Source organism: Paludibacterium flexuosum, assembly GCF_037076605.1.
Taxonomy (GTDB): domain Bacteria; phylum Pseudomonadota; class Gammaproteobacteria; order Burkholderiales; family Chromobacteriaceae; genus Paludibacterium.
In genome coordinates, this window is sequence record NZ_AP029060.1 from 37,282 (window position 1) to 58,117 (window position 20,836).

Sequence of the window (20,836 nt, forward strand, 5' to 3'; positions counted from 1 at the left end):
AGCATGCAGGATCAACTCACCGGAGGTTGTTTGTGCGGCTCGATTCGCTATGTGGTGCGAGGCGTCCCGGGCTACCTGACACACTGCCATTGCAAGACCTGCCGCAAGGCCAGCGGGGCCGCCTTTGTGTCCTGGTTTACCGTCCGGGTCTCGGAGGTGGAGTGGCGCGGCGAGGCGCTGGCGCTGTATCGGTCTTCGGCCGCGGTGGAGCGCGGCTTTTGCCGGCGTTGCGGCACCACGCTCAGTTATCGCCATGAATCCGATCCGGGTGAGGTGGATCTGACGCTGTGCTCGCTGGATCAGCCGCAGTGGCTGCAGCCAGAGCATCATACCTGGTGGGCTAGCCACCTGCCCTGGGCCGAGCCGGCACAACTGGGGGGGCTGCCCGTGCATGAACGTTCGGTGGAAGAGGGCAGCCAGCCCCATCCGCGCCGGCGTTCGCACCAGCTCGAATCCGGCTAGGTCCTGGGCGGGCAGTTCAGAGCAGGGCGTCGGCGCTGACGATGATCCCGTCCTCATCGGCATACAGCCAATGACCAGGCTGGAGTGTCACGCCGGCAAAACGCAAAGACAGATCCCGCTGACCTTCCCCGCGCTTGATCGATTTCATGGGGTGAGTATTCAGGGCACGAATCCCGAGCGGCAGTTTACCCAGCGCGACCGAATCCCGGATGGCGCCAAAGACCAGCACCCCGGCCCAGCCGTTTTGCACGGCCAGCTCGCCCAGCTGATCACCCAGCAGCGCACAGCGCAAAGAGCCGCCGCCGTCCACCACCAGAACGCGGCCCCGTCCCGGCTCGGAGAGTGTGCTGCGCACCAGGGCATTGTCCTCAAACAGCTTGAGCGTCACCATCTGGCCGCCAAAACGTGTCCGGCCGCCATAGGCGCGGAAGAGGGGCTCCAGCACCTGCACCTTGTCCGGCTGGGCATCGCACAAGTCCGTGGTCAGAAAATCCATGCTTACCCTTTCTGATAAAGTGCCTGACTCCAGCGTTGATAAATGGCATCGGCCATGCGGTTGGACAGGCCCACCTTGTCCGTCAGGTCCTGCTGCATGGCCTCGGCAGACTGCGCACAGGGCAAATGCGCCCATTGGGCCGGTTCGTGGCTGCTGCTGCGACACCAGGCGCGGATCTTGTCGGCGGTAATTTCGATATGGAATTGCATGCCCAGATGCGGCCCATGACGGAACATCTGGTGAGCGCAGTGTGCATTGCCCAGCAGGAGTTCTGCGCCTTGTGGCAGGCTCCAGCTCTCGTTATGCCACTGAAACACCTCTCCGAGCCGGAACATCCCGGTCCAGTCCGGATGCCGGTCGTCCAGTGCTTCCACCCGATGCCAGCCGATTTCCACCGGGGACGGTGCATTGGCCCGAATCTCGCCCCCCAGGGTGCGCGCAAGCAGCTGACTGCCCAGACAGTGCCCCAGAATCGGGATCTGATGCGCGATGGCTTCTTCCATCAGCAGCGTCTCGTATTCGATGAAGTCCAGCCGGTCATTGACACTCATCGGTCCGCCCAGCGACACCAAGGCAGAGAACGGCTGAATGGTGGTCGGCAAGGCCTCTCCCATATCGCCGCGAAACAGGACGACAGGCAAATGGCTGCGTCGGGCGAAATCAAGAAAGTAACCGGCACCGTCGTCGGGGTGATGTTGGAACAGGGCAATCGGTTTCATGTCGGATGGGTAGAATCAGCGATATGACATCATAGCAGCAGCGCCCATAGCCATGCCAAGTGAGTTGCAGTTCGCACGTTCCACGAACCATCATGGTTTGCCATGCCACTTTGACGAGACAGTCTTTTTCTGCGTTGGCAGGAATTTTCTTGTGTCCTTCATAGTCCACTCTGCTATCAGCCACCGATAGAGGGGGGGCTTGCCGTGCCATGCGGCACCCGTTTGTCCCGCCGGGCTTGTTCCATCACGAGGATGTTTCATGACTGCCGAGCAACAACCATCTGATCTGTTGGCGCGCTATATCGCGCATTGGCAACTGCGTCGCGACGCCGCCCCGTTTCATACCGCCAGCAGTGTCCTGCAGGCGGTACGCTGGCGCGGTCAGCCGGCGATGCTGAAGATTGCCCTGACCGAAGAGGAAATCCGCGGCAATCAGTGGATGGCCTGGCGTGACGGACGCGGTGCCGCGGCGGTGCTGGGGCTGCATGGGCCGGCCTTGCTGATGGCGCGCCTGTTGCCCGAGCCTTCGCTGCCGCTCATGTCACAACAGGGGCAGGATGATCAGGCGACCCGGGTGTTGTGTCGGGTGGCGCGCGAGTTGCATCGGCCTGGGGCAGAACCCTTGCCGGTCCTGATGCCCTTGTCGCAATGGTTCCAGGATTTGCTGCAGTATCAGGCCGGAGGGGAGGTCGCGTTGCGTCAGGCTGCCGGACTGGCGGCTTCGCTGCTGAGCAGTCAGCAGGAGGTCACTTTGTTACACGGCGACCTGCACCACGGCAACGTCATGCAGGGGGTGGGGGGCTGGTGTGCCATCGATCCCAAGGGGCTGTATGGAGAGCGTGGTTTCGACTATGCCAATCTGTTTTGCAACCCCTGTCTGGACGTCGTGCTGCAGCCGGGAAGGCTGGAACGTCTGCTGGCCCTGGTCTGCGAGGAGGCCGGGCTGGTGCCTCAGCGGCTGTTGGGCTGGATTGCCGCCTGGAGCGGACTGTCAGTGCTGTGGCATCGGCAGGATGGCGGCGATGAACGGGCGGCCCGCCATGTACTGGAGCAGGCACTGGCCGCACTGCGGCTGGCCTGAAAAAAAGCCCGACCGTCTGGTCGGGCTTGTCCTGGCAGGCTGCAGATCAGTTCAGTTTCAGCGGTACATACAAGGTGTCGCTCATGCGGCGGACCAGCAACGCAATATTGCCGTGCGCACTGGACAGCGCCTGCTCGAAGCCCTTGATGGTGGTCACCTCGGTCTGGTTGACGCCGATGATGACATCTCCGCCCATCAGTCCCGAACGGGCCGCCAGCCCCTTGACCTTTTCCACCAGCAGACCGCCGCGCAGGCCGATCTGGGCCAGCTGTGCCGGCGGGATTTCGCTGACCACCAGCCCGAGCTTGCCGAACTGATAGCTCTGCGGCTGGTTCGGCTCGGTCGCCGGTTGCGCGGCCGTGTCATTGGAGAGCTCGCCCAGCGTGGCAAACAACTGCACTTCGCTGCCTTTGCGCCAGATGCGCAGCTTGACCTTGCTGCCGGGCTTCATGCTGCCTACGACCTGCGGCAGATCCTTCGAGCTGGTGATGGTCTTGTCATCCAGTTGCAGGATCACATCCCCCGGGTGGACACCGGCGCGGGCTGCCGGGCTTTGCGGCTCGACGCGAACGACCAGTGCTCCGCGAGGCTGTGACAGCCCGAAAGACTGCGCCAGCTCCTGCGTCATTTCCTGAATGCTGACCCCCAGCTGACCACGGCTGACCTTGCCCTTGACCTTGATTTGATCGGCGACATTCATCGCCAGATTGATCGGGATGGCAAAGGAGATCCCCATGAATCCGCCCGAACGGCTGTAAATCTGCGAGTTGATGCCGACGACTTCGCCGCGCAGGTTGAACAGCGGGCCGCCGGAGTTGCCCGGGTTGATGGCCACATCGGTCTGAATGAACGGGACATAGGTTTCATCCGGCAGGCTGCGGCCCTTGGCCGAGACAATGCCGGCGGTGACCGAGTTTTCGAAGCCGAACGGTGCGCCGATGGCCGCCACCCATTCGCCCGGCTTGAGCTGGTCCGGATCACCCACTTTGACCACTGGCAGCGAGGAGGCGTCAATCTTGAGCAAGGCCACATCGGTGCGCTTGTCCAGGCCCACCAGTTTGGCCTTGAATTCGCGCTTGTCGGTCATCACCACCTTGATCGGGTTGCCACCCTGTACCACATGGGCATTGGTCATGATGTAGCCGTCCTGGCTGATGACAAAGCCCGAGCCAAACGAGATGCTGTCCGATGGCGCTTGCTGGTCCTGGCCTTCACTGCCCTGATCGTAGGGGTTGGGCATGAAGCGCTTGAAAAAGTCGAAGAAGGGGTCATCCTGCCCGCCGGCATCGGTGCTTTCCTCCTCGCCGGCCGGGCCATTGCGCACAGCCTGGATATTGACCACCGCCGGTCCGGCGCGCTCGACCAGCTGGGTGAAGTCTGGCAACAGCATGCCGATCTTGCCGTCCTGCTGTGCCGGAATGACCGCCGGGGCGGTCGGCGCAGGCGGTTCTTTGTGGAACCATTGTCGCACCTGATCACAGCCAGTCAGCAGAGTCAGCGTCAAGGCGGCGGTGCACAACAGACGAACGCGGGCAGTCACAAGGCTATCCTTTAGGCTGATGGAGTCGATATGACCAGATTGTTATATTGGCTGAATTTCGGGGCCGAAAGACAGTTTTCAAGCAGGATTGTTCCGAAAACAGACCTGCCTGCGGGCTATCATACCGTTTTTGCAGAATATTCGCAGAGATCGGCGATCAGGCAGCGCTGGCACAAGGGTTTGCGTGCCTTGCAGACATAGCGTCCGTGCAGAATCAGCCAGTGATGGGCATCCAGGCGGTATTCTCTGGGCACTTTGCGCATCAGGCCGTCCTCGACGGCGCGGACATCCTTGCCTGGCGCGATGCCGGTGCGATTGGCCACCCGGAAGATATGCGTGTCGACCGCGATGGTTGGCTGGCCGAACGCGGTGTTGAGCACCACATTGGCCGTTTTGCGGCCCACGCCGGGCAAGGCTTCCAGCGCGGCACGCTGGTCCGGTACCTGGCCGCCGTGCTTCTCCAGCAGCAGGTGGCAGGTGGCCATGATATGGCGCGCCTTGCTGCGGAACAGCCCGATGGTCTGGATGTGCTCGATGACGCCGGCCTCGCCCAGCGCCAGCATGGCCTCGGGCGTCGGGGCCGCGGCAAACAGACCGACGGTGGCCTTGTTGACACTGACGTCGGTCGCCTGGGCCGACAGCAGCACCGCGATCAGCAATTCGAACGGGTTGCGGTAATTCAGCTCGGTGGTCGGCTTGGCCGTCTCGGCGGCGAAGCGGCGAAAGATCTCCAGACGTTTGGCGCTGTTCATGATTTGTCCCCGGCCTTGCGGGCCGCCTGCAGTTCGGCCGCTCGACGCATGGCGGCCGCAATCACGGCCTTTTTCTGCTCGTCGAGGGTGTTGGCCGCCACGGGCGCTGCCGGGGCGTCCGGGCTTGTCGCCGGCGCGGTCTGACGGGCGGCCAGCCGGGCGGCCTTCTCGGCCCGGTCGCGTGCCTGCCGGGCCTCTCTTTGCAGGTAGCGTTGCCGCGCATGCTGCGACTGGGCGGCGCTCAGTCCCATGGTCAGCGGTTGCAGCGGCACCATGCTGATGGCGTCGACCGGGCAGGGTGCCACACACAGTTCACAGCCGGTGCACTCGTCCCCGATCACGGTATGCATCTGCTTGGCGGCCCCCAGAATCGCATCGACCGGACAGGCCTGAATGCACAGGGTACAGCCGATACAGTTTTCTTCATCGATCACCGCCAGGGCACGCGGCCTGGGCTGGGGCGCATCCGGTGCAAAGCCGAGATAAGGCTTGCCGGTCAGTGCCGATAACCTGCGGATGCCTTCTTCGCCACCGGGCGGGCAGCGGTTGATGTCGGCCTCGCCGCGGGCAATGGCTTCTGCGTAGGGCCGGCAGCCTTGATAGGTGCATTGGCGGCACTGGGTTTGCGGCAGGATGGCATCAATGGCTTCTGCGCTGACGAGCGGGATGACGGGTCGGGACATGCGGCGGATGGCAGGCGGCTGAAAGGGCCTCATTATCCGATGATCTGCCGGTGGCTTCAACCGCACTGCAGGCAGGGCGGCTTATTTCAGCGGCAGATAGATATCGGTTTGCAACTGGTGCTCCGGGGTATGGACCAGCAGACTGAGGTAGTGGAAAAACAGCGGGAAATCGCGCAATTCTTCGCCGCTGTGTGGCAGCCATTCACGATACAGGTACAGCACGGACTCCCCCAGATGGTCATGGCTGCCATGATGGCGCAAGCGGGCACAGCGCCCGGCGACAATCACGCCGTTGACCACCCCTTGCTCATTGGCCGGCACCGGCGCCAGGACCGAGCCGGCGACATCGAAGCGAAAGGCTTCCGGCGCGGTGGTCTCGGGGTTGTCATGGGCAATGCCGAAGGTCTGGCTGCTCTCCAGCGGAGACAGGCCGCTTTCCCGTCGCCAGTCGATAAAGCGCCGTACTGTGTTCGGGATCAGAGAGGGGGCGCCACGGTGGGGCAGGATGGCCACCGCCGTTTGGGGAAAGTCGACGATGTCAACCTCCCGGTTCAGCGGACGCTGCCGCTTGTGTTGCTGGTAGCGACGCGCCCAGGCCTCCCAGTCCGGCTTGCGGCGAAAGGCACTGGGCGTTTGGCCGAACAGTTGCTTGAAGGCACGGGTAAACGACTCCGGGTTCTCGAAACCACTCTCCAGCGCAATGTCGATGATGCGTTCCAGCGGGTTGAATGCCAGGCGGAATGAAGCACGCTTCATACGCATCAGCTGAATATAGCGACTGACGCTGATGCCGCAGTAGTCGGTGAACTGGCGCTGGAAATGGTATTTGGAAAAATTGGCCACCTGGCTGAGCCGTTCCAGCGAAAGGTCTTCATCCAGATGTTGGTCGATGTAATCAAACACCCGGTTGAAGCGCCGGGCATACGCCTGGGCGCGTTGTTCGGTCATGGAGATCTCCTGGCCGTCACTATGCCAGTTTATTGTCAGAATGTCCTGATCTGCCGACAGGTCATTTGCCTGCTTTTTCCTGTGACGTCAGTGTTTCCTTTCGTACTCATCCGATTTTTGGCACCCATTGTGTGCGAGAGCATCGCCTCTCCGGTTTTTAACCCTCTCAATGGAGTTTTGGATGCGTTTGCCTCTTCAGTTGTCTCGCTCACTGATTGCCGGTGCACTGGCCTGCCTGACCATGCCGGTCATGGCACAAAGCCCGGTGATCGTTCACGTACTCTATAACCAGGCCTCGAATGATGTGAATGGCTTTGCGGCTGGTCCGGTTGCGCATGTGGGCAGCCAGTTCTGGAGCGGCGGCCTGCAACGGACCATGAAACAAGCGGCGATGACCCCCCAGACCGCCTTGCTGGTGGGGGGCAAGGAGGGGAATGAGGGCTGGACACGTGGTATCGAAGGCGATACGCCTAACCATGAGCCGGTCAACATTCACCTGAGTGCCATCGCTCAGGATGGCAGCAAGCTGATCGGTAATCTGGCACCGACCTGGTTGCCGGACCAGACTCATGCATTCTGCATGAGTGATGCCCAGAAAGGGCAATACCAGATGGCGCCGGACGCTGGTGATGTCAGTGTGGTCAATGCCAGCTCGCTCAATGGCGACGTCGTGGTAGGCGGTGTGGGTACCGGCGACCAGCAGCGTGCCTTTGCCTGGGGCTGCGGCAGTACCGGGCTGGACCTGATCGGCAGCCTGGGCGGGCGTTCGCAAGCGACCGCCATTTCCCGTCGCGGCGACTATATTGCCGGTGAAGCGGACGGCAGTACTTTCAGCGGCCACGCTTTCCTGTTCGATAGCGTCAACAACAAGCAAATTCAGGATCTCGGCTCGCCCGGTAACGCCGCGGTCCGTCCGGTTGCCGTGTCGGACGGTGGTCAGGTGGTGGCGGCGACTTATGATGCCGGCACCGCTTCGCAGTCGGTTGTTTATGTCAAGGGGCTGGGCTGGCGAAACCTGGGCACGCTCGGCGGTCGCTATGCCGTGACGGTGGCCATGTCGCGTGATGGCAAGACGGTGATGGGCTATTCCGCCCCGGCAACCGGTTTTGATCATGTCTTCCTCTTCAACCAGGTGATGGAAGACCTCGGCACACTGCCCGGGGCGCAGGATTTCCGCCCGGCGGCCATGTCGGATGATGGCAAGGTGATCATCGGTGCTGTGCAGGTGAATCAGCAGCCCCACGCTTTCTACTACAGCGCCGCCACCGGTCTGGTGGACATGAATGCGGATCTGGCACGGACCTTCGCTAACGATGGTGTTGTCCAGTCCCGATTCACGGCACTGTCGGCCGATGGTCACGTTGTCTCGGGCGACTTCACCGATCAGCAAGGTGTACAGCACGCCTTTGCCATTCTGTTGTAATCCGGTTGTCTGACCGTTTTGCGCCCCCGCCAATCTGCAGGTTTGCGGGGGCGTTGTATTGGGTGCTGACGAGCGCCTTGAGTCAGAGAGGCCTTTCGGATCTTGCTTATATTGGCCGACAGCCATGTCGTAAACAATGCTTCTTCCTTTGTGGCGTTTAATGGAGAGACTCATGCATTTGCAACAGCATTTTACCCGTACCCTGGTCATGGGGGCCCTGGCCGCCATGTCGCTGCCGGCTCTGGCACAGAGCCATCAACCGGTTACCGCCAGTGCCGGTGGCTTTGATTTCCTGTACGACTTCGTTTCCGATAACGGGACCGTGTTCAGCGAAGGCCCGGTCACCCGCGGCCCGGACGGTCGCTGGCTGGCCAGCGTGGTACAGACCCCGGCCGACAAGTCGCTGCCGAATGATGTGATGCTGGTGACGGAAGATCGCAACGTCGACATCATGGGCAAGAAGGACTACCACTATTCGGTGCAGTCCATGGCGCGAAATGGCAGCTCGCTGCAAGGCAATATGGTTTCCGCTTTCGATGATCGCATGACGCATGCTTATCGTCTGGATATCATCTCCGGCAAGTTTCAACAGCTGGATGGTGGCAACAATGTGACCTTTGCCAATGCGGCTTCGCCTTCCGGTCAGCAAATCGTCGGCCGCGTTGGTTTGGGTGGCAGCCAGCATGCCTTCATTTGGAGCCTGGGTGGCACTGTCAAGGATATCGGCACCCTGGGCGGGGCAACTTCGGAAGCGACTGCTGTTTCCTCGTCTGGTGACTGGGTGGCGGGGGTATCCGACGGCTACACCACGACCGGTCATGCCTTCCTGTATAACAATGCAATTGGCATGAAGGATCTGGGCACCCTCAATAACCACAGTGTGCGTCCGGTTGCAGTGTCGACCAGCGGTTCTGTCGTGGCAGGCAATACATCCAACCATCGCGCTTTCCGCTATGTTGACGGTCGTGGCATGCAGGATCTGGGGACGCTGGGCGGCAAGGAGGCCACGGTGGTGGCCATGTCCGATAATGGGAACGTGATCATGGGTTATTCCGCGCCTGCCGTCGGCAAAGACCATGTGTTTGTCTACACCCAGAACGGCATGAACGATCTGGGCACCCTGCCTGGCGCCGGCGACTTTCATCCGGCGGCCATGTCGGCGAATGGTGGCGTCATCGTGGGTGATTTCGAGAAGGATGGCCACCGCCATGCCTTTTACTATGTTGCAAACGGCCAGCTGGTTGACCTGACCGATACCCTGAATGCGGCCTATGCTGACCAGGGTGGCGTCAGGGATGCCTATCTGACCCAGCTGTCCTCCAGTGGTGATCTGATTTCCGGCAATCTGGTCGATGGCCAGGGCGTGCAGCACGTCTTTGCTTTGGCACGATAAGCTGTCTTGCTCGTGAGGTAGTCGCATGAAAAACGCCCGGCACATGCCGGGCGTTAAGATTTGTGCTGCGTGGTTTTATGCCGCGCCCGGTCTCTGCCGGGCGCCATCCTGCCGGTTTGAGCCGATCAGGCCGATTGCTGCAGTTGTTGCAGGATCTGCGGATTTTCCAGCGTCGACACGTCCTGGGTGATCTCCTCGCCGCGTGCCAGCGAACGCAGCAGACGGCGCATGATCTTGCCGGAACGGGTCTTGGGCAGGTTCTCGCCGAAGCGGATTTCATCCGGCTGGGCAATCTTGCCGATCTCGTGCGCCACCCATTGCTTGAGGTTGTCGGCCACCTTCTTGGCCTCGTCCCCCTGCGGTCGGGGTCCCTTCAAGACCACAAAGGCCACCACGGCTTCCCCCTTGATCTCGTGCGGCTTGCCGACCACGGCGGCTTCGGCCACCAGCGGGTTGGCCACCAGCGCCGATTCGATCTCCATGGTCCCCAGGCGGTGACCGGAAACGTTCAGGACGTCATCGATCCGGCCCATGATCCAGAAGTAGCCATTTTCATCGCGGTGGGCAGAGTCACCCGCCAGATAGTATTTGCCGTCGAACTCTTCCGGGAAGTAGGTCTTTTTGAAGCGATCGGCGTCGCCCCAGATCGTGCGGACCAGGCTGGGGAAGGGGCGCTTGATCACCAGGAAGCCCCCCTTGCCGGCCTCGACCGGTGCGCCGGACTCATCCACGATGTCGGCCATGATGCCCGGCAGCGGCAAGGTGCAAGAACCCGGTTTGGTCGCCACGGCGCCAGGCATCGGGGCGATCATGGCCGAACCGGTTTCGGTCTGCCACCAGGTGTCGACGATCGGGCAGCGGCCACCGCCGACCACTTCGTAGTACCACATCCAGGCTTCCGGGTTGATCGGTTCGCCCACCGTGCCCAACAGCCGCAGCGAGGACAGGTCGAACTGCTTGGGTGCCTCGGCACCGAGCTTGATCAGCGAGCGGATGGCGGTCGGCGCGGTATAGAACAGCGTGACCTTGTGTTGTTCGATCATGCGCCAGAAGCGGTTGGCATCCGGATAGGTCGGCACCCCTTCGAAGATGACCTGGGTGGCACCGATGCCGAGCGGGCCGTAGCAGATGTAGGAGTGACCGGTGATCCAGCCGACATCGGCGGTGCACCAGTAAACGTCGTTCGGCTTGTAGTCGAAGACCCAGCGGAAGCTGTTGATGGCGCCGAGCAGGTAGCCGGCGCTGGAGTGCTGGATACCCTTGGGTTTGCCGGTGGAGCCCGAGGTATAGAGGATGAACAGCGGGTCTTCGGCGTTCATCCATTCCGGTTCGCACTGTACCGGCTGACTGGCGACCAGCTGGTGCCACCAGACATCGCGGCCTTCGCTCCAGCTGGCGGGCTGAGCGGGGGTGCGCTGGTAAACCACGACATGCTGGATGCTCTCGCAACCGCCCATGGCGATGGCTTCATCGGTCGTGGCCTTGAGCGGGACGGTCTTGCCGCCGCGCAGACCTTCGTTGGCGGTAATCACCACCTTGGCCCCGGCGTCCTGTACGCGATCGCGCAAGGCACCGGCGGAGAAGCCGCCGAACACCACCGAGTGGATGGCGCCGATCCGGGCGCAGGCCTGCATGGCCACGATGGCTTCCACCACCATCGGCATATAGATCACCACGCGGTCACCCTTGGTGACGCCAAGGTGCTTGAGGCCGTTGGCGAACTGGCAGACGCGCTGATGCAGTTCGTTGTAACTCACCTTGCTGACGGCGCCATCATCGGCTTCGAAGATCAGCGCGGTCTTGTTGCCGCTGCTGGCCAGATGACGGTCCAGGCAGTTGTACGACACGTTCAGCACGCCGTCGTCAAACCACTTGAAGAAGGGGGCCTGGCTTTCGTCCAGTACCCGGGTGAACGGTTTTTTCCAGGTCAGGAGCTCGCGTGCCAGGTCGCCCCAGAAAGACTGGTATTGGTCGTTGGCCTGATCACACAAGGCATTGTAGGCCTCCATGCCCGGGATGGCCGCCTTCTGGCGGAAATCGTCGGACGGGGGAAAGCTGCGGGTTTCCTTGAGGATGGATTCCAGGGCGGACATGAATTTCTCCTTGATAAAGCCATTCAAATGCGCGCCGCCCGAACCGGGCGGCGCTGTTGCGTCTTAATGCTTGGATGCGCCGCTGGCACCGATGCCGGTCATGGCACGGACAAACTGGGCGTCAAATTCGGCCTTTTCCTTTTCTGCCTGGGCCGAGCTGTCGGTAATCGAGAACAGCCAGGTGGTCAGGAAGGCCAGGGTCATCGAGAACAGGGCCGGGTTCTTGTACGGGAACAGGGCTTCCTTGTGCTTGAGCACATCCACCCAGACCGTCGGGCCGACAATGATCAGGCCGACGGCACAGATCAGGCCGACCAGACCGCCGACGACGGCACCACGCGTGGTCAGGCCGCGCCAGAACATCGACAGGAACAGCACCGGGAAGTTGGCCGAAGCGGCGATCGAGAAGGCCAGGCCGACCATGAAGGCGATGTTCTGCTTCTCGAAGGCGATGCCCAGGACGATGGCGACCAGCCCCAGGATCACCGTGGTGATCTTGGAAACGCGGATTTCATCGGCCTCATTGGCCTGTCCCTTCTTGATGATCGACGCGTAGATGTCGTGCGACACCGCCGAGGCGCCGGACAGTGCCAGACCGGAAACCACCGCCAGGATCGTGGCGAAGGCCACGGCCGAGATGAAGCCGAGGAACAGATTGCCGCCGACGGCATCGGCCAGGTGGATGGCGGCCATATTGTTGCCACCGATCAGCTGGGTGACGGGCTTGCCCTCCTTGATCACGGTTTCCATCATGCCCGGCTGGTTGAGCACCAGCATGATGGCGCCAAAGCCGATGATGAAGGTCAGAATGTAGAAGTAACCGATGAACCCGGTGGCGTAGAACACCGATTTGCGTGCAGCGCGGGCATCGGCCACGGTGAAGAAGCGCATCAGGATGTGCGGCAGACCGGCGGTACCCAACATCAGCGCCATGCCGAGCGAGATGGCGTCAATCGGGTTGGAAACCAGACCGCCCGGGGACATGATCGCCAGGTGCTTGCTGTGGACGGCGGTGGCCTGCTGGAACAGGGTTTCGAAGCTGAAGCCGGCGTGCTGCAGCACCATGAGGGCCATGAAGGTGGCGCCACACAGCAGCATCACCGCCTTGACGATCTGTACCCAGGTGGTCGCCAGCATGCCGCCGAAAGTGACGTACAGCACCATCAGGATGCCGACCAGCAGCACGGCCGAGGTGTAGTTCATGCCGAACAGCAGCTGAATCAGCTTGCCGGCACCGACCATCTGGGCAATCAGATAAACCGCCACCACCACCAGCGTGCCCAGTGCGGCGAAACTGCGCACCGGGGTCTGGCTCAGGCGGTAGGAGGCCACGTCGGCAAAGGTGTATTTGCCGAGGTTGCGCAGGCGTTCGGCAATCAGGAACAGAATGATCGGCCAGCCGACCAGGAAGCCCATGGAGTAGATCAGGCCGTCATAGCCCTTTTCGTACACCATGGCGGAAATACCGAGAAAGGACGCTGCCGACATATAGTCGCCGGCAATCGCCAGACCGTTTTGCAGACCGGTGATGCCGCCTCCGGCTGCGTAGAAATCCTTGGCGGAGCGGGTGCGTCGTGCCGCCCAGTAAGTGATGCCCAGGGTGGCCAGCACGAAAATGAAGAACATGGTGATGGCCGGAATGTTCAGCGGCTGGCGTTTGACCTCGCCGCTGATGGCCTCGCCGGCCTGTGCCAGCGGTGCAGCCAGCAGCAGCAAGGCGGTGCCGATCGGGATCAGGCGGTTTTTCATTGTTGTGCCTCCTCTACCACTTGCTTGTTGAGTGCATCGAATTCGCTGTTGGCCTTGCGGACATAAATGCCGGTCAGCACGAAGGCCGACAGGATGATCAGTACCCCGACAGGGATGCCGACGGTGGTCACCATGCCCGCGGCCAGCGGCGTACCCAGTGTCTTGGGAGAGAAGGCCAGCAGGGCGATGAAACCGTAGTAAATCACCAGCATGATCACACTCAGAGTCCAGCCCAGACTGGTTTTCTTGTGCACCAGTTCGATAAATTTGGGATTGGACTGTACTTTTTTCAGTACATCTTGATCCATGGTCGTCTCCTTTGTAGTGCGGGTATTACACCGCTGTTTAACCATATAGAGGGGGCGTCCGGATGGCTAATCGCAAATTTTGATGCCTGTTATTTGTCATGCCGATGATGCAATGCAAAAACCATTTAAAAACAATCTATTGCAATAGATTTTTTGCTCCATTCCTGATGGATTGTCAGACAGGTTGCCTGTGGGTGTCGGGCTTGTTTTGGCGTGAAACCGTCGTTGTAGCCAAATTGCATAACTGCTATGCTCAGCGCAATCGAAGTGCTCGGGCGGCCGACTCAAGCGGCTGAAGCAATCCATGGAAATCTATCAACTGCGCACCTTTGTCACTGTCGCGCAGCAGGGGCATCTGACCCAGGCTGCCGAGCAGTTGCATCTGTCGCAGCCCGCAGTGACGGCGCAGATCAAGGCGCTGGAAGAAGAGGTGGGTTTGCCGCTGTTCGAACGTACCGCGGGGGGCGTGATGCTGACCCTGGCCGGACAGGACCTGCTGCCACGAGCACAGTCTATCCTCGATTCGGCTCGTCACATGATTGACCATGCCCGTAGCCTGAAAGGGCAGCCCGGCGGGCTGGCACGCATCGGTCTGGCCTTGTCGCCGTCGATTCTGCGTATTGGCCCCTGGGTCGCGCACCTTTGTCAGCGTACCCCTTTGCTCGATTTACGCCTGTATCAGGGGGTGACGATCGACATCCTCAACAAGGTACGCAAGCATGAGCTGGAAGGGGGATTTTTCCTCGGAAAAAACCCCTATGCCAACGTGAATACCCAGTTGTTGACGCAGCTGCCTTTCGTGATCGCCATGCCGACCGCCTGGCGCGAGCGTCTGGCCGGTGGCCAGTTACGAGAGTTGGGCAAGTTGCCCTGGATCGGTCTTTCGCAGTTTTCCAGCTTTAACCGCCTGACGGCCGAGTTGTGGCGCGAACTGAATATTTCACCGCGCAAGCTGGTGGAGTGCGATCATCACGACACCCTGCTCGAGCTGGTGGCGTCGGAGGTGGGGCTGGCGCTGGTGCGTGAGGATGCCGCCCAGGCGATGGCGGCGCGCGGCGCATTGTGGGTTGTTCCCGGCGTGCGCAAACATTTTGATTTGCAGTTTGTCTATCCTGCAGACCGTGAGGGCGATCCGGTCATGCGTTTGTTGCTGTCCTCCCTGGCCGAGATCTGGACATTGTCGCCAGCCGAAGCACAGGCTCTTTCCTGATCTTCACTTCATCGACGGGTCTGCCGCCATGCGTAGCTATCTTGATACCCTGGATCACCATCGTCGCTGCCTGGACGAGGCGCAACGCGATGTCTGTCGCTCGGTGGCCGATGCCATCGACTCCGCCATGAACTGGCGCGAGGAGGAATGGCAGCAGCATCTGGACGGTGCCATGGTGGCCTCGCTGGCCTGGTGGCAGGTTCATGCCGACAGCCAGCGCGAAATGCAGCGCGTGGGTGAGCAATGGCTCAGTGCCCTGCATGCGCTGTGGCTGAAGCCCTGGCAGGATCCGGATGATCCGATTGCCCGTGCCATTCGCCTGAGCGACGTTTCCTGTGGTGCCATGGCCAAGATGACGCGCCAGGTCAGTCATTTTGCCTCGACCCGGCTGTCGGCGGCCGCCGTCAATGCGGCGCGCGAAGCACGCCGGGCCTGGCTCATCAGCCAGGGCCATGAACCGAAGGCCGGGCACGGCGGCATGTATTACTGCCGGCCGGGCTGTGGTCGCAGCAAGTAAGTCATTCCCCTACCGGTAACCACGTTTTTTTCCGCGTCGGCCACGGCTAGAATCCGGGCATGCCTATCTCATTTCCCCGTTTCGGCCAGCGCTTCCGTTCGCTGCCTGCCGTGTGTTACCGCCAGGTGGCGCCGACGCCGCTGCCCCAGCCCTACTGGATTGCCCGCAACGCCGCGCTGGCGGCCGAGCTGGGGCTGCCGGATGATTTGCTGGCCAGCCAGCTGCTCCTGTTCGCCGGTTCGGCCGTGGCCGACGGCGAACAACCGCTGGCCGCGCTGTATGCCGGACATCAGTTCGGGGTGTATGTGCCGCAGCTGGGCGACGGTCGGGCTCTGTTGCTGGGTGATTTGCCTCATGCGGACGGTGTCATGGAGCTGCAGCTGAAGGGGGCCGGGCAGACTCCCTTTTCGCGCATGGGGGACGGCCGTGCGGTCCTGCGTTCCAGTATTCGCGAATATCTGTGCTCCGAAGCCATGCATGGGCTGGGCATCCCGACCACCCGTGCCTTGTGCCTGGCCGGTTCGGACGAGACCGTTTGGCGCGAAAGCGCCGAAACCGCGGCGGTGGTGACGCGCGTGGCGCCCAGCTTTATCCGTTTCGGTTCTTTCGAGGTGTTCTATCACCGCGGCCAGCACGATGTGGTGCGCGCCCTGGCCGACCATGTGCTGCAGCATCATTACCCGCAGTGCCTGGCGGCCGACCAGCCCTATGCGGCGCTATTTGCCGAAATCAGCCGGCGTACCGCACAGATGGTCGCTGCCTGGCAGGCTGTTGGTTTCTGCCACGGGGTGATGAACAGCGACAATATGTCGATCCTCGGCCTGACCCTCGACTATGGCCCGTTCGGTTTTCTCGATGCCTTCGATGCCGGCCATATCTGCAACCATTCCGACCATGGCGGGCGCTACGCCTATAACGAGCAGCCACGCGTGGCGCACTGGAATCTGTCCTGTCTGGCCAGTGCGCTGCTGCCGCTGGTGTCGGAGGCCGATCTGCTGGCCGTGCTGGAGGATTTTCCGGGCGTGTTCCGCCAGGCCTGGCTGAGCCGCTGGCGTGCCAAGCTGGGGTTCGTCTCTGCGCAGGATGACGACGAGTCGCTGTTGCAGGCTTTGCTGCTGCTGTTGCAGGCGCAGGCGGTCGATTTTACGGTGTTCTTCCGGCGTCTGAGTCGTCTGTCGCTGCAAGGGGAGGATGATGCGCTGACCGCGCTGTTTGCCGAGCCGGCCGACTGGCTGGCCTGGCTTGCCCGCTATCGTGCCCGCCTGCAGGCCGAGGGCAGTGTCGATGCCGTTCGTCATCCGGCGATGCTGGCGGTCAACCCCAAATACATCCTGCGCAATTATCTGGCGGAACAGGCCATTGCCCGGGCGCGTGATGCACGCGACTACAGCGAGATTGCCCGTCTGCAGCAATGCCTGATGCATCCCTTTGACGAGCAACCCGAGTTCGAGGCCTATGCGGCGCTGCCACCCTCCTGGGCGGCAGAGATCTGCCTGAGCTGTTCCAGTTGAGTGTGCCGGCCGGGGGTGGGGGCGCCAGGGGCCTGGCGATCAGCGCTCGCCGGTGACAGGCCCCAGTGCATGGGCGCTGATGCCGTGTGTGTCGATTTGCAGATAGCCGCCACGATCATCGTGCCAGTCGGCAATTACCCAGCGCTGGGTTTGCTGTCCGTCCTGCTCGATCAGATGACAGGCTGGGCGATGAGTGTGCCCATGCACCAGCATTGGCCAGCCATGAGCCTGCAGCAGGGCGAGCACGGCGCTGTCGGTGACATCGGAGATATCGCTCAGGCCTGTCTGCTGTTTGTTGCTCTCGCTGGCCATGCGAGCCTGGCGCGCGATGGCATGGCGTTCGGCCAGCGGTCGTGACAGCATCGCCTGTTGCCAGGCCGGCTGGCGGCTCTGGGCGCGAAACTGCTGGTAGGCCAGATCATCGGTGCACAGGGCATCGCCATGGCAGAGCAGGTAGCGGCCGATGCCGACCTGCAGCTCGCTCGGCTCTTCCAGCAGGGTGGCGCCACTGGCGTCGGCAAAGCCCTGGCCCAGCAGGAAGTCTCGGTTGCCACGCATGACAAACAGCGGCGTGACGCGGGAGAACGCTTGCATGGCGGCCAGCATCTGGCGGATGAAATCCGAATCGTCGTCGTCTCCCACCCAGTATTCAAACAGATCGCCAAGGATGTAGAGGGCGTCGATCTTTCCTTGCCAGTCGGCCAGTGTCCTCAGGAACAGCTGGTTGAGTTTCGGCGTCTCTTCGCTCAGGTGCAGGTCGGAAATCAGGTGGATGGCCATGGCGGCTCCGCGCGGCGGTGGGTATGGATAGGCCCCCTGACGGGCAGGGGGCGGGGGACGATCAGGCGGTTTCGATCACTTCAGCCTTGACGATGGTCACCGGTTCCTTCGGTACGTCCTGGTGCATGCCACTGCGGCCGGTCGGTACGGTCTTGATGCGGTCGACCACATCCTTGCCTTCGACCACTTCACCGAATACGGCATAGCCCCAGCCCTGGGCGGTCGCCGAGGTGTGGTTCAGGAAGTCGTTGTCTGCCACGTTGATGAAGAACTGAGCCGAGGCCGAGTGCGGGTCCATGGTGCGGGCCATGGCGATGGTGTAGGTCTTGTTGCCGACGCCATTGTTGGCTTCGTTCTTGATCGGCTCGCGGGTTTCTTTTTGCGCCATGTCGGCGGTGAAGCCGCCGCCCTGGATCATGAAGCCGTTGATGACGCGATGGAAGATGGTGCCGTCATAGTGGCCGTCACGCACGTACTGTTCGAAGTTGGCGGCGGTGACCGGTGCGCGGTCGTGGTACAGGTCGATGACGATATCGCCCAGGTTGGTGCTCAGTTTGATCATGTCTTGTTCCTTCGATATAGCGTGGAGAGGGGGACTCAGCCCTTGATCACCGCCTTGATGATCACGACCGGTTTTTCAGGGACGTCGGACATCATGCCGACATCAATGGTTTTCATGTGCGAGATGCGGTTGACCACATCCATGCCGCGCGTCACCTTGCCGAATACCGCATAGCCCCAGCCCTCATCGGTGCGGGAGCGGAAATCGAGCGGGTCGTTGTTGGCGACGTTGATGAAAAACTGTGCCGTGGCCGAATTGGGTTCCGGTGTGCGCGCCATGGCGATCGTGCCGATGGTGTTTTTCAGGCCATTGTCGGCCTCGTTGACGATCGGTGCCCGTGTCGGTTTCTGCTTGAGTTTGGCATCGAAACCGCCGCCCTGGATCATGAAACCTTCTATAACACGGTGGAATACAGTACCGTTGTAATGACCTGATTTGACATAGGCCAGAAAGTTGGCAACTGTTTTGGGTGCGTGGGCCTGATCAAGCGTAATCTCGATATTGCCCTGGTTGGTGGTCAGTTCGACCACCGGCGCCGCCAGCACCAGGCCAGGCAGCAGCGCAAGGAGAGCCAGCAGTTTTTTCATCGTTGATCTCGGCGACATTTTAAAAAGCGGATTTTAGCACAGCGTTCGATCGCCTCAGAACAAGTTATTGCGCTGCAGGCGCCACGGTTTGGTTGCCGAGACCATGGGCGCGGAAGGCGGGCTGGATCCGGGTTTATCCATTTTCAAGAAGACTTGTCATGATTGCATTTCGTCCAAGGTTACTGGACTGTCTGGCCGGCTATGACCGGCAAATTTTCCGCCATGATCTGATGGCCGGGCTGACGGTGGGGATTGTGGCGCTGCCGCTGGCCATGGCGTTTGCCATGGCCTCCGGGGTGACGCCGCAGGCGGGGATTTTCACCGCGGTGATCGGTGGCCTGCTGGCTGCCCTGTTCGGGGGGACGCGCCTGTCGGTCAGCGGCCCGACCGGGGCCTTCATCGTCATCATTTATGGCATCGTGCTGAAGTACGGCGTCGCCAATTTGCTGATCTGTACCATGATGGCCGGTGTGATGCTGCTGATCATGGGGCTGCTGCGCCTGGGACAGGTGATCCGCTTCTTCCCCATGCCGCTGATTACCGGGTTCACCAACGGGATTGCCCTGCTGATTTTCCTGACCCAGCTGAAAGATTTCTTCGGCTTGCCGGTGGCGCACATGCCGTCCGGTTTCTTCGCTGTGGCGCAAACCCTGAAACAATCTCTGCCGCATCTGGATCCCCTGACCACGACCGTGGCCGTGCTGACGCTGGCGCTGATCCTGCTGTGGCCGCGCCGTCTCAACAAACTCTTGCCATCGCCCTTTGTGGCACTGGTACTGGGCACGGTAGTGTGCTCGCTGCTGCATCTGCCGCTGGCCACCATCGGCAGCAAGTTCGGCGCGATTCCGCAAGGCTTGCCCTCTCTGGTCGTGCCGCAACTGGATTTCAATCATCTGTCCGATCTGCTGGCTCCGGCCTTTACCATCGCCTTGCTGGGTGCCATCGAGTCCCTGCTGTGTGCGGTGGTGGCCGATACCATGACCAATGACAAGCATGATGCGAACCAGGAACTGATGGCGCAGGGGATTGCCAACCTGCTGGTGCCGCTGTTCGGCGGTATTCCGGTGACCGGTGCCGTGGCGCGGACCGCGACCAGCATCAGTAATGGCGGGCGGACGCCGGTCGCTGCCCTGATTCACTGCCTGGTGCTGCTGCTGATCCTGCTGCTGGCCGCACCGCTGGCATCGTATATTCCGCTGGCCGTGCTGGCCGCGATTCTGGTGTCGGTGTCACTGAAGATGGGCGACTGGGATGTGCGCAAGGCCATGCTGTTTCCTCGCCGCGATACCGCCATCCTGATCGTGACTTTCGTGCTGACGGTTACCTTCGATCTGACGGTGGCGGTCGAGGTCGGCCTGCTGATGGCCGCGGTGTTTTTCATTCAGAGCATGGCGCGCCATACCGGGGTGCATTTGCTCAAGCCAGAGTACGCCCAGCTGTTCGAGCGTCACTCGATTGCCGGCAAGGTCGTCCCGCCGGGCTGCGCCGCGTTCCGGATCGAGGGTGCACTGTTTTTTGGGGCGGCCGATACGGTGGATCAGTTACTGCACCAGGCACCGGATGCGCGTGTGATCATTCTGCAGCTGCACCGGCTGGTGTTGCTGGATACCACCGGCCTGCTGGCGCTCGACAGCCTCAATAGCAAGCTGCGCGAGCAGGGGCGGGTGCTGGTGCTGTGCGGTGCGGGCGCCGAAGTCATGGATCTGCTGGTCGGCTCGCGTCTGGCGGCGGATATGGGGGAGCGCAATTTGCAGCCGGATCTGGCGGCAGCGCTCAAGCATGCCGAAGAGCTATTGCTGCAAGGCGTGGTCTGGGGCTAGGGTCCGGGGTGTCGCTGGCCAGTTTTTGACCAGCGACATAAAGTCCCGGCCGGACAGTGAATTAACAGGGTTGTCCACAGATTTATCCCCGATTCTTGTGGGCAACCCAAATCAGTCGTTTACGTCTTAAGTGTATGACAATAGTTTTGCAATGTGCGTTGGCCGGACTATTTTGTGTCTTTGTTTGAGGTGCGCGGAACTT

20 protein-coding genes are annotated in these 20,836 nt (G+C 61.5%); 8 read left to right on the plus strand and 12 right to left on the minus strand.

Features of this window, described 5'->3' with window-relative positions:
- Window positions 1–3: 3 nt before the first annotated feature.
- Window positions 4–462 (plus strand): GFA family protein, encoded by a 459-nt coding sequence (locus tag AACH39_RS00185; RefSeq protein ID WP_338620655.1) that lies wholly within the window; start codon window positions 4–6, stop codon window positions 460–462.
- Between the two features lie 16 nt (window positions 463–478).
- Here the strand turns inward: AACH39_RS00185 and rraA are convergent, their stop codons facing one another.
- Window positions 479–958 (minus strand): ribonuclease E activity regulator RraA, encoded by a 480-nt coding sequence (gene rraA, locus AACH39_RS00190; RefSeq protein WP_215777001.1) that lies wholly within the window; start codon window positions 956–958, stop codon window positions 479–481.
- Between the two features lie 2 nt (window positions 959–960).
- Window positions 961–1,677: a type 1 glutamine amidotransferase gene (locus tag AACH39_RS00195; RefSeq protein ID WP_338620656.1), complete on the minus strand. Its 717-nt coding sequence runs from the start codon at window positions 1,675–1,677 to the stop codon at window positions 961–963.
- A 259-nt stretch (window positions 1,678–1,936) separates the two neighbouring features.
- Between AACH39_RS00195 and AACH39_RS00200 the strand changes: the two genes are divergently transcribed.
- The gene (locus AACH39_RS00200; protein WP_338620657.1) at window positions 1,937–2,758 is read left to right on the plus strand and encodes an aminoglycoside phosphotransferase family protein; all 822 of its coding nucleotides are present in this window, start codon (window positions 1,937–1,939) and stop codon (window positions 2,756–2,758) included.
- A gap of 46 nt (window positions 2,759–2,804) precedes the next feature.
- On the opposite strand, the gene AACH39_RS00205 is transcribed toward AACH39_RS00200, so the two are convergent.
- The 4 genes from AACH39_RS00205 to AACH39_RS00220 form a co-directional block, all read right to left on the minus strand.
- Window positions 2,805–4,298, minus strand: coding sequence for a DegQ family serine endoprotease (locus AACH39_RS00205; protein ID WP_215776994.1), 1,494 nt, complete (start codon window positions 4,296–4,298; stop codon window positions 2,805–2,807).
- A 119-nt stretch (window positions 4,299–4,417) separates the two neighbouring features.
- Complete coding sequence (gene nth, locus AACH39_RS00210) at window positions 4,418–5,050, minus strand: endonuclease III (protein ID WP_215776991.1); 633 nt, start codon at window positions 5,048–5,050, stop codon at window positions 4,418–4,420.
- Entirely contained in the window at window positions 5,047–5,733 is a 687-nt protein-coding gene (rsxB, locus tag AACH39_RS00215; RefSeq protein ID WP_215776989.1) for an electron transport complex subunit RsxB, read from the minus strand. Before rsxB ends, nth begins: the two co-directional genes overlap by 4 nt.
- An 81-nt stretch (window positions 5,734–5,814) precedes the next feature.
- Window positions 5,815–6,681, minus strand: coding sequence for an AraC family transcriptional regulator (locus tag AACH39_RS00220; RefSeq protein ID WP_215776986.1), 867 nt, complete (start codon window positions 6,679–6,681; stop codon window positions 5,815–5,817).
- Window positions 6,682–6,862: 181 nt separating this feature from the next.
- Here AACH39_RS00220 and AACH39_RS00225 point away from each other — a divergent pair, with 181 nt between their 5' ends.
- Both AACH39_RS00225 and AACH39_RS00230 read left to right on the plus strand, forming a co-directional pair.
- Window positions 6,863–8,104 carry a hypothetical protein gene (locus AACH39_RS00225; protein WP_338620658.1) on the plus strand — a complete coding sequence of 414 codons (1,242 nt, stop codon included), beginning with the start codon at window positions 6,863–6,865 and terminating at the stop codon, window positions 8,102–8,104.
- Window positions 8,105–8,276: 172 nt separating this feature from the next.
- Complete coding sequence (locus AACH39_RS00230) at window positions 8,277–9,497, plus strand: hypothetical protein (RefSeq protein ID WP_215776982.1); 1,221 nt, start codon at window positions 8,277–8,279, stop codon at window positions 9,495–9,497.
- Window positions 9,498–9,622: 125 nt separating this feature from the next.
- On the opposite strand, the gene acs is transcribed toward AACH39_RS00230, so the two are convergent.
- The 3 genes from acs to AACH39_RS00245 all read right to left on the minus strand — a co-directional run bounded on the left by acs (window position 9,623) and on the right by AACH39_RS00245 (window position 13,647).
- Window positions 9,623–11,590: an acetate--CoA ligase gene (gene acs / locus AACH39_RS00235; protein ID WP_215776980.1), complete on the minus strand. Its 1,968-nt coding sequence runs from the start codon at window positions 11,588–11,590 to the stop codon at window positions 9,623–9,625.
- A gap of 63 nt (window positions 11,591–11,653) precedes the next feature.
- Window positions 11,654–13,339 carry a cation acetate symporter gene (locus AACH39_RS00240; RefSeq protein WP_215776978.1) on the minus strand — a complete coding sequence of 562 codons (1,686 nt, stop codon included), beginning with the start codon at window positions 13,337–13,339 and terminating at the stop codon, window positions 11,654–11,656.
- Window positions 13,336–13,647: a DUF485 domain-containing protein gene (locus AACH39_RS00245; RefSeq protein ID WP_215776975.1), complete on the minus strand. Its 312-nt coding sequence runs from the start codon at window positions 13,645–13,647 to the stop codon at window positions 13,336–13,338. Before AACH39_RS00245 ends, AACH39_RS00240 begins: the two co-directional genes overlap by 4 nt.
- A 304-nt stretch (window positions 13,648–13,951) precedes the next feature.
- Here AACH39_RS00245 and AACH39_RS00250 point away from each other — a divergent pair, with 304 nt between their 5' ends.
- From AACH39_RS00250 to AACH39_RS00260, 3 genes are read left to right on the plus strand one after another with little or no spacing between them, the layout of a single operon-like run.
- Complete coding sequence (locus AACH39_RS00250) at window positions 13,952–14,857, plus strand: LysR family transcriptional regulator (protein WP_215776973.1); 906 nt, start codon at window positions 13,952–13,954, stop codon at window positions 14,855–14,857.
- A 28-nt stretch (window positions 14,858–14,885) separates the two neighbouring features.
- The gene (locus AACH39_RS00255; RefSeq protein WP_215776971.1) at window positions 14,886–15,374 is read left to right on the plus strand and encodes a hypothetical protein; all 489 of its coding nucleotides are present in this window, start codon (window positions 14,886–14,888) and stop codon (window positions 15,372–15,374) included.
- 59 nt (window positions 15,375–15,433) lie between these two features.
- Window positions 15,434–16,885, plus strand: a complete 1,452-nt coding sequence (locus AACH39_RS00260) for a YdiU family protein (protein ID WP_215776969.1) — start codon at window positions 15,434–15,436, stop codon at window positions 16,883–16,885.
- 39 nt (window positions 16,886–16,924) lie between these two features.
- Here AACH39_RS00260 and AACH39_RS00265 read toward each other — a convergent pair whose 3' ends face one another.
- The 3 genes from AACH39_RS00265 to AACH39_RS00275 form a co-directional block, all read right to left on the minus strand.
- Complete coding sequence (locus tag AACH39_RS00265) at window positions 16,925–17,665, minus strand: UDP-2,3-diacylglucosamine diphosphatase (protein ID WP_215776967.1); 741 nt, start codon at window positions 17,663–17,665, stop codon at window positions 16,925–16,927.
- Between the two features lie 61 nt (window positions 17,666–17,726).
- On the minus strand, window positions 17,727–18,227 hold the full coding sequence (locus tag AACH39_RS00270) for a peptidylprolyl isomerase (RefSeq protein WP_215776965.1): 501 nt from the start codon (window positions 18,225–18,227) through the stop codon (window positions 17,727–17,729).
- 35 nt (window positions 18,228–18,262) lie between these two features.
- A complete protein-coding gene (locus tag AACH39_RS00275) occupies window positions 18,263–18,814 on the minus strand; it encodes a peptidylprolyl isomerase (RefSeq protein ID WP_215776963.1) in 552 nt (183 codons plus the stop codon).
- A 158-nt stretch (window positions 18,815–18,972) separates the two neighbouring features.
- Between AACH39_RS00275 and AACH39_RS00280 the strand changes: the two genes are divergently transcribed.
- A complete protein-coding gene (locus AACH39_RS00280; protein ID WP_215776960.1) occupies window positions 18,973–20,634 on the plus strand; it encodes a SulP family inorganic anion transporter in 1,662 nt (553 codons plus the stop codon).
- Window positions 20,635–20,836: the final 202 nt, after the last annotated feature.

Coding starts and splice junctions, on each gene's coding strand:
- AACH39_RS00185 (WP_338620655.1), top strand. CDS start 4: ATGCAGGATCAACTCACCGGAGGTTGTTTGTGCGGCTCGATTCGCTAT.
- rraA (WP_215777001.1), bottom strand. CDS start 958: ATGGATTTTCTGACCACGGACTTGTGCGATGCCCAGCCGGACAAGGTG.
- AACH39_RS00195 (WP_338620656.1), bottom strand. CDS start 1,677: ATGAAACCGATTGCCCTGTTCCAACATCACCCCGACGACGGTGCCGGT.
- AACH39_RS00200 (WP_338620657.1), top strand. CDS start 1,937: ATGACTGCCGAGCAACAACCATCTGATCTGTTGGCGCGCTATATCGCG.
- nth (WP_215776991.1), bottom strand. CDS start 5,050: ATGAACAGCGCCAAACGTCTGGAGATCTTTCGCCGCTTCGCCGCCGAG.
- rsxB (WP_215776989.1), bottom strand. CDS start 5,733: ATGTCCCGACCCGTCATCCCGCTCGTCAGCGCAGAAGCCATTGATGCC.
- AACH39_RS00220 (WP_215776986.1), bottom strand. CDS start 6,681: ATGACCGAACAACGCGCCCAGGCGTATGCCCGGCGCTTCAACCGGGTG.
- AACH39_RS00225 (WP_338620658.1), top strand. CDS start 6,863: ATGCGTTTGCCTCTTCAGTTGTCTCGCTCACTGATTGCCGGTGCACTG.
- AACH39_RS00230 (WP_215776982.1), top strand. CDS start 8,277: ATGCATTTGCAACAGCATTTTACCCGTACCCTGGTCATGGGGGCCCTG.
- acs (WP_215776980.1), bottom strand. CDS start 11,590: ATGTCCGCCCTGGAATCCATCCTCAAGGAAACCCGCAGCTTTCCCCCG.
- AACH39_RS00240 (WP_215776978.1), bottom strand. CDS start 13,339: ATGAAAAACCGCCTGATCCCGATCGGCACCGCCTTGCTGCTGCTGGCT.
- AACH39_RS00245 (WP_215776975.1), bottom strand. CDS start 13,647: ATGGATCAAGATGTACTGAAAAAAGTACAGTCCAATCCCAAATTTATC.
- AACH39_RS00250 (WP_215776973.1), top strand. CDS start 13,952: ATGGAAATCTATCAACTGCGCACCTTTGTCACTGTCGCGCAGCAGGGG.
- AACH39_RS00255 (WP_215776971.1), top strand. CDS start 14,886: ATGCGTAGCTATCTTGATACCCTGGATCACCATCGTCGCTGCCTGGAC.
- AACH39_RS00260 (WP_215776969.1), top strand. CDS start 15,434: ATGCCTATCTCATTTCCCCGTTTCGGCCAGCGCTTCCGTTCGCTGCCT.
- AACH39_RS00265 (WP_215776967.1), bottom strand. CDS start 17,665: ATGGCCATCCACCTGATTTCCGACCTGCACCTGAGCGAAGAGACGCCG.
- AACH39_RS00270 (WP_215776965.1), bottom strand. CDS start 18,227: ATGATCAAACTGAGCACCAACCTGGGCGATATCGTCATCGACCTGTAC.
- AACH39_RS00275 (WP_215776963.1), bottom strand. CDS start 18,814: ATGAAAAAACTGCTGGCTCTCCTTGCGCTGCTGCCTGGCCTGGTGCTG.
- AACH39_RS00280 (WP_215776960.1), top strand. CDS start 18,973: ATGATTGCATTTCGTCCAAGGTTACTGGACTGTCTGGCCGGCTATGAC.